This is a genomic window from Myxococcus sp. CA023 (assembly GCF_010998615.1).
In the GTDB taxonomy this organism is placed as follows: Bacteria; Myxococcota; Myxococcia; order Myxococcales; family Myxococcaceae; genus Myxococcus.
Map to the genome: position 1 here is coordinate 1 of NZ_JAAEAH010000149.1, position 7,088 is coordinate 7,088.

At 70.7% G+C, this 7,088-nt stretch carries 6 protein-coding genes; 3 read left to right on the plus strand and 3 right to left on the minus strand.

Annotated features, from left to right (window positions below):
• Positions 1–654, minus strand: a 654-nt coding sequence (locus F8M74_RS36645; protein WP_240462326.1) for an AraC family transcriptional regulator, incomplete at its 3' end; no start/stop codon positions are given.
• A gap of 146 nt (positions 655–800) precedes the next feature.
• Between F8M74_RS36645 and F8M74_RS36650 the strand changes: the two genes are divergently transcribed.
• On the plus strand, positions 801–1,922 hold the full coding sequence (locus F8M74_RS36650; RefSeq protein ID WP_141258964.1) for a metal-dependent hydrolase: 1,122 nt from the start codon (positions 801–803) through the stop codon (positions 1,920–1,922).
• Positions 1,923–1,972: 50 nt separating this feature from the next.
• On the opposite strand, the gene F8M74_RS36655 is transcribed toward F8M74_RS36650, so the two are convergent.
• Entirely contained in the window at positions 1,973–2,839 is an 867-nt protein-coding gene (locus F8M74_RS36655) for a 50S ribosomal protein L11 methyltransferase (RefSeq protein ID WP_141258965.1), read from the minus strand.
• 169 nt (positions 2,840–3,008) lie between these two features.
• Here F8M74_RS36655 and F8M74_RS38335 point away from each other — a divergent pair, with 169 nt between their 5' ends.
• On the plus strand, positions 3,009–3,245 hold the full coding sequence (locus F8M74_RS38335) for a hypothetical protein (RefSeq protein ID WP_228560927.1): 237 nt from the start codon (positions 3,009–3,011) through the stop codon (positions 3,243–3,245).
• The gene (locus F8M74_RS36660; protein ID WP_228560925.1) at positions 3,242–4,153 is read left to right on the plus strand and encodes a hypothetical protein; all 912 of its coding nucleotides are present in this window, start codon (positions 3,242–3,244) and stop codon (positions 4,151–4,153) included. The genes F8M74_RS38335 and F8M74_RS36660 overlap by 4 nt, the downstream gene beginning before the upstream one ends.
• A 33-nt stretch (positions 4,154–4,186) precedes the next feature.
• Here the strand turns inward: F8M74_RS36660 and F8M74_RS36665 are convergent, their stop codons facing one another.
• Complete coding sequence (locus tag F8M74_RS36665) at positions 4,187–6,790, minus strand: pitrilysin family protein (RefSeq protein WP_171410567.1); 2,604 nt, start codon at positions 6,788–6,790, stop codon at positions 4,187–4,189.
• Positions 6,791–7,088 lie beyond the last annotated feature (298 nt).

Below are 7,088 nucleotides of genomic sequence, written 5' to 3' on the forward strand. Positions count from 1 at the left end.
CGCCGACGGTGGCTCGGCGGCGGGGGTGCCTGCGGCGCGCTCCAGTACGGACAGGAGGACGGGGTCCGCGTCCACCACGCGCAGCGCCAGCGTGGCCGCGTCCAGTGTCAAGGCATTGCGGCCCGCGTCGAACGCCGGGGTGACGCCAAAGTGCTGCTCGAGCGGGCGGAGGTCCGCGGGGGCGGGGTGGGCGAAGGAGACGTGGCGCGGATTCCACGGGTGTTCGGTGAGCTGGCGCCCGACGTGGACGAAGAGGGCCAGTCCGAACTCGCTGGCGTGGCGGCCGTAGGCCAGGGGCTCGCCGGTGATGCCGTAGACGAAGGTGCCGCTGCCGTCCGGTGCGTCCTGGAAGGAGGCGCGCCAGGCGGGCTCCAGCAGCGCCATGTACCGGGCCAGCGCGCGGAAGGTGTCACGGACGGTGGGGGAGGCCCGGGCGATGTACTCCACCAGTCCGTAGTTTCCGCGTGGGACTCGCTGCGCCACGTGCAGGCCGAGGAAGGCGTCTCCGGACAGGGTCTCGGCCGCGTCGAGGAAGGCGTGCAGGGTGGCCAGCGGGAGGGTGACTTCGGGCAGCGCGCTCGCGTTGGCGGGCAGCCCGAAGCGCTCCACCAGCGGGGACGGGTCGCGCCCCGTCGCGCGCAGGTAGGCGAGCATCGGCCCCACGAGCTGGGAGCGGACGTCGGTTGGTGGCCGGGAAGGGGGCGGCGTCTCCACGCGGGCGTGACGCTACCGTGTCTCGGGCGCGGGGCCCACCACCCTGGAGAGACGCTGGGCGGTGCGGGCACGCCTAGAGTGGGGGCATGGACAATCTGGCTCACTCGCTCGTCGGCGCGTGGATGGCGGAGGCGGGGCTGAAGCGCACCACGCCGCTGGCCACCGCGACGCTCGTCATCGGCGCCAACCTGCCGGATGTCGATGGCCTCGTCACCCTGGCGGGCTCGGATGCGTCGCTCTACTGGCGCCGGGGCTGGACGCACGGCGTGCTCGCCCTGGCTTTGTGGCCCTTCGTCCTCACCGGGTTGATGCTGCTCTGGGACCGGTACGTGCGCAGGCGCAGGCATCCGGACCTGCCGCCGGCTCGCTTCGGGCCACTGCTGGTGTTGTCCACGTTGTCGGTGCTGAGTCACCCCGCACTGGACTGGCTCAACACGTATGGCGTCCGGCTGCTGATGCCCTTTGACGGGACGTGGTTCTACGGCGACGCGCTCTTCATTATCGACCCGTGGGTGTGGCTGCTCGCCGGTGCCGCCGTCATCATGGCGGATGCGCGCACGCGCAGGTCCGCCGCGGGGTGGGTGGTGCTCGGTGTTGCCTCCACCGCGCTCATCATGGTTCCCGCGTTCGTCCTATGGCCCGCGAAGGTGATGTGGGCCGTGGGCGTGGCCGCCATCGTCTGGTTGCGGCTGCGTGGAACACATGTCCTCTCCGCGCAGCGTGTGGCCCGAGTCTGCGGCGTGGGCTTGTTGCTCTACCTGAGCGCCATCTTCATGGGCTCGCAGGTGGCCGCGCCGCGTGCGCTGGAATGGCTTCGCTCGCAGAACCTCCCCGTGGAGCGCGCCATCGCGGGACCGTTGCCGGCCAACCCCTTCGTGCGGGACATCATCGCCTTGGGACCGGACCGCTACCACTTCGTCCGCGCCGACTTCCTGGCGGGCGACGCGGGCCGCTTCCGCATCAGTGACGCCAGCGTGCCGCGTGAAGCCCAGCCCGGGCCCGTCATCCAGGCCGCGTTGTCGGCGCCGCAGATTCGAGGGCTGGCCAACTGGCTGCGTCTGCCCACGTATCAGGTGGATGCGCGCGCCGATGGATGGCGCGTCACCATCCGGGATGTCCGTTACTCGCGAATGCAGAGCGGCGGCCTGGGCACGGCGGTGGTGGTGCTGGACAGTGCAATGCGCCCTGTCCGGGTCGAACGGCCGTAACCCATGGCCGCCGTCCCCGCGCATTCCTCACGGGGACGGCGCCATGTACTTCAGCGCTGCAGGTCGATGCGCACCCATTCGCCCTGGGTGGCGCCGGTCAGCACGGTGAGGCCCAGGTTGCGGTAGGCGGCTTCCACGTCCGCGCGCTGGTGGGAGAGAACTCCCGCCAGCACGAGCCGGTCCTTCGTCTTCGCCACAATCAGCGGGGCCAGCTCGATGAGCGTGTTGGCCAGGATGTTGGCGAGCACCAGGTCGAAGGTGCCCTCCACCTGGGTCAGCTCCTTGCCGGAGACCTCGATGTCCGGCGTGCCGTTCTCGGTCTGGTTCTCCTGCGCCAGCTCCACGGAGATGGGGTCGTTGTCGGTGGCCACGGTTCGGCCCGCGCCCAGCTTCTTCGCGGCGATGGCCAGCACGCCCGTGCCGGTGCCCACGTCCAGGACGGCGGCGCCCGGGTGCTCCGCCATGTACGCGTCCACCGCGGCCAGGCACAGGGACGTCGTCGGGTGGTCGCCGGTGCCAAAGGCCATCTTCGGCTCAATCACGAGCTGCACGGTGCCCGCGGGCGCGTTCGCCTTGTCCCACGGGGGACCGACCCACAACCTGCCCACATGCACGGACTTGATGAGCGACTTCCACTCGTTGCTCCAGTCCTGCTGGGGCTGCTCATCCAATGTGAGCTTCGCCTCGGGGAAGGACGACGCCACCTCGTCACGGGCGGACTCGGCCGTGTCGCGCTCGTCGAAGTAGCCGATGATGATGGCCTCGCCAGGGTTCGGTCCGCGCACGCCCGGCATGAGGGGCGCTTCGCGGTCCCGCACTTCGAGGCCCAGCGCGCCCGACTCGTGGAGGAGGTCCTGTACGGCCTCGGACGCTTCCTCGGGCAACTCCACTGTGAGTGACAGATAGGTCTGGGACATGCGGGCCCTTTAATCCCAGCGTGGCTAGCGTGGAAGCGCCGTGAGACGCCTCATTCGCTGGTGGCCCCTGATCTGCCTGACTGCCTGCTCGGGTCCGGACGCGCCGGATGCCGCGGTCTGTCGGGATGTCGTCGTCCGGCTTTGCCAGTCTGCGGGGGCCTGTCCCGGCGTGGCGGTGCAGCTTGACCTGGAGCTGAGCTGCGAGGCCACCCTCCTGCAGCGGACGGGCTGCGAGGACGACGCCTTTGCCTTCGCATCCCCCACGCGGGAGCGCGTCCTGGAGTGCCGCGAGCCCTTGCTCAGCTGGGGCATGTCCACGGACCACCCCCCGACCTGTGTGGACGCGACGCGGTTTCTCACCGAGTGCCCGGATGTCGCGGGCTTCTTCCGGGAGGGCCAACCATGAAGCGTCTGGGGGCGGCGGTGTTGGTGATGGCGGTGGGGTGCGCACCGCTGGACGTGGAGCGGAGGACGGAGCGCGGGCCGCTCTTGCGGACCTACTCCCAGGAGAAGGCGCTGAACGAGCGCATCCCCTTCGCCAAGACGCAGGTGCAGTGGCCCCAGCTCACACTGGCGTTCTCCTCATCGGACATCTGCCGCACCGAGCAGCATGGGGAGTACGCGGAGGACATCATCTCCACGCACAGCAACATGGGCGCGGCGGCGGCGGTGAGCACCGGAGGCATTCTCACGGTGCTGGGCGGGACGCTGCTGGTGGGGCGCACGCTGTTCTCGGACACGCCGAACCGCTCCGCCATCGATGAGCAGGGCCGTTACGGCGCCTCCAGCCGCGACGTCGCCACGGGGTGGGGCTTGGGGCTGCTCATCGCCGGTGTGCCCGCGGTGGTGGCCGGCATCGTTCAGCTCTCCCGCAGCGGCGAGACGCGGGAGACGCGCAAGACGGATGAGTTGCTGTCCTTGCGCGAGGTGCCCTGCCAGCCCAAGCCCGTGGACGGCGTGGTGGAGCTGGCGGGAGGACCGGGCCCGCAGCCTCCGCCCCGGCTTACCCTCAACGGGGCGCTGGTGCTGACGGCGGACGAGATTCGGCAGTTGTCCTTCGTCGGACTGGCGCTGGATGGCACGCCCGTCACGCTGGAAGAAGAGGACCTGGACCGGTTGGAGACCTTCCGCACCTGCGCGACATTGCTCGCCACGCCGGTGGACCCGCAGGCGCTGGCCGGAGAGGCGCGCTCACAGCCGGACCGGCTCCGAATGAAGCGGGAGCTGGCGCGGGGCTGCACGACGCTTCCGGGCGCTCCGGCACAGCCCCTGCTCGAAGCCATCGAAGGCGCCCTCGGGAGCACCGCGCTCTAGGAGCGGCGTGTCCTCCCGAGGGACACCGCGTCGCTACGGCCCGACGACGGCCAGCGCGCTGCGGTCGAAGTTGATGATTTTGCGCGCCACCTCGCGCACGTCGTCCGCTGTCACCTTGGCGACGTGGTCCGCGTAGTGGAGGAAGTTCTCCAGGCCCAGGCCGTAGCAGGTGTCCAGCGCCAGCAACGCCGCGCGCGAGCCGTTGCGCTGCAGGCCAATCTCGTGCGTGCCAATGAGGTGCTGCTTGGCGCGCGCCAGCTCCTCGGCGGGGATGGGCTCGTCGCGCACGCGCTCCAGCTCCGCGCGGATGCCGGCCAGCGCCGCGTCCACCTTCTCCGGGCTGGTGCCCATGTACGTGGCGAAGTAGCCCGGATCCACGCCTTCGATGGCGAACGAGCTGACGCTGTACGCCATGGAGCGCTTGTCCCGCAGCTCCACGAAGAGCCGCCCGCCCTGGCCGGACAGCACCGTGGAGAGCACCTCCAGCGCGTGCTGCTGCGGGTCGCCCACGCGGATGCCCGGGAAGCCGAGCACCAGGTGCGCCTGGGCCCGCGCCAGCACCTTCTTCGCCTCGCGAGGCCCCTCCAGCGGCGCCTCCAGCGCCACCTTCGGAGGCGGGGCCGCCTTGCCGCGCGACGTACCGAAGTACTCGCGCGCCAGGGCCATCACCTCGTCCACCTTCACGTCGCCCACCACGCTGAGCGTCAACTGCGACGGGTCCATGTGCGCCGCGTGCCACGCGCGCAGCAGCTCCGGCGTCAGCTTCTCCACGGACGCCTGCTCACCCGTGGTGGGCATCCGGTAGGGGTGCGTGCGGTAGATGGTCTTGCTGAACAGGTCGAAGGCCACGCTGGACGGCTTGTCCTCGCGCGTGAGGATGTCCTGGAGCAGCAGCGTGCGCTCGCGGGCGACCTCGGCCTCCGGGAACGAAGGATTCAGCAGGCAGTCCGCGAAGAGGCGGAAGGCCGGCTCGAAGTGGCGCGACAGGAACTCACCGCGCAGGCCCACCGAGTTGCGCCCACCCTGGCCGCCCAGGCTGCCCGCGTACGCGTCGATGAGGTCGGAGACCTCCTCCGCGTCGTGGGTCGGCGTCCCCCGCGTGATGCAGCGGGTGAGCAGCGTGGTGATGCCGTTGTCCTCCGGCGTCTCGTAGCGCAGCCCGCCCGCGAAGGCGGCGCGGATGGCGAACAGCGGCACCGCGGGCTCCACGCGCACGACAATCGTCGCGCCCGACGGCAGCTTCTCCGTGATGATGTCGCTGGGGCCAGCGCTCGTGCCCTTCAGGATGCGCACCGGCGAGTCACTCACGGCCACCTTGCGCGGCTTGCGCTCGGGCGGCGCCGCGGCGGGCGCGCGGTCCACGGCATCCAGCACCTCGTTGACTTGCGCCTCCGTCAGCGGCGTGCCCTCCGGCAGCAGGCCGGTGACGACGGCGCGGTCGAAGCGCAGGTAGCGCTCGGCGGCGGCGCGCAGGTGCTCGGGCGTGAGGTTGCGCACGGCCTCGTAGTAGCGGGCCTCCGCCTCCAGGCTGCCCATGCCGGACTGGTAGAAGCCCATCTTCCGGGCCACGCCCTGCACCGTCTCGCGCTGGTACACGGCCTCTGCTTCCACCAGCGCCTTGGCCGTGGCCAGCTCCTCCGCCGTCACCGGCGTGGCGCGCAGCGTGGCCAGCCCCCGCGCCGTCTCCTCCAGCGCCCGGACGGCGTTGGCGGGCTGGAGCGTCAGCGACGCGGAGAAGAGGCCCGGGTCCGTGGGCGTATACGCGAAGGTGTGGATGTCGTTGACCAGGTTGTGGCGGCGCTTCACCTCGCGCACCAGCCGGGACGCGTCCCCCTGGCCGGCAATCATCGCCAGCACATCCAGCGCGGGCACGTCCTCGTGGTCCGCCTGGGGAATCCCGAAGGCCAAGTGGAGGTAGGCCTCCTTCACCTCGTCCGGGCGCAGCAGGACGCGCCGGCCCGCGGCCATGGGCTCTGGGGCGCGCGCTACCCGGCCCTCATACGGCCGGCCCCAGTCGCCGCCGAAGATGTCGTCCACCCACTCGCGCAGGTCCGCCTCGCGCAAGTCTCCCGCCACCGACAGCACCAGGTTCTTTGGCGTGTAGTGGCGGTGGTAGAACTCCAGCACCTTCTCCCGCGTGAAGCTGCGCACGCTCTCGTCGGTGCCGATGACGGGCAGCCGGTAGGGGTGCACCTGGTAGGCAGTGGAGAAGAGGTCGCGCGAGGCACGGCGGGACGGCGTGTCCTGGCTGCGCTTGATTTCCTCGCACACCACCTCGATTTCGCGCGACAGCTCGCCCGCGTCGAAGGCCGACCGGCGCACCGCATCTCCCAGGATGTCCAGGCCCATCCGGGCGAACTGGCTGGCGATGACGATGTGGTAGACGGTCTGGTCGTAGGAGGTCCAGGCGTTGATTTCGCCGCCGTGGGACTCCACGTCCCGGGCGACCTCACCGGGGCCGCGCCGCTCGGTGCCCTTGAAGAGCATGTGCTCGTGCAGGTGGGCCAGTCCCGCCTGGTCCGGCCGCTCGTCGGCGCTCCCGGCCTTGACCCAGACCTGGAAGGCCGCGACCTTGGCGGCGTGCTGCTCCTCGAAGACGACGGTAAGCCCGTTGGGTAGCGCGTAGCGGATGGCCATAGAAACTTCCGAAGCTGTCACCGGCCCACCGGGAGGGCAAGGCGAGGTGTGATGTTTTCCCTCACTGGCTAACGCCCGGGAGCCTCGGCGTCGAGGGGACTGTACGGCTGCCGTCCGACCGGATGGATGGACTTCGGACGCGCACATGCCCACGCGTCTCTGGTGGTGAGCCCGTCCGGGGGGTAACCTGCGCCCGCCCATGCCGTCACCTCCGGAAGAGGTGGATCCGCTCGCGGACCTGCGCGAAAGCCTGGACCTGGAAGACACTGGTGCCTCGGTGGCCCCCGCCGCCCCCGCC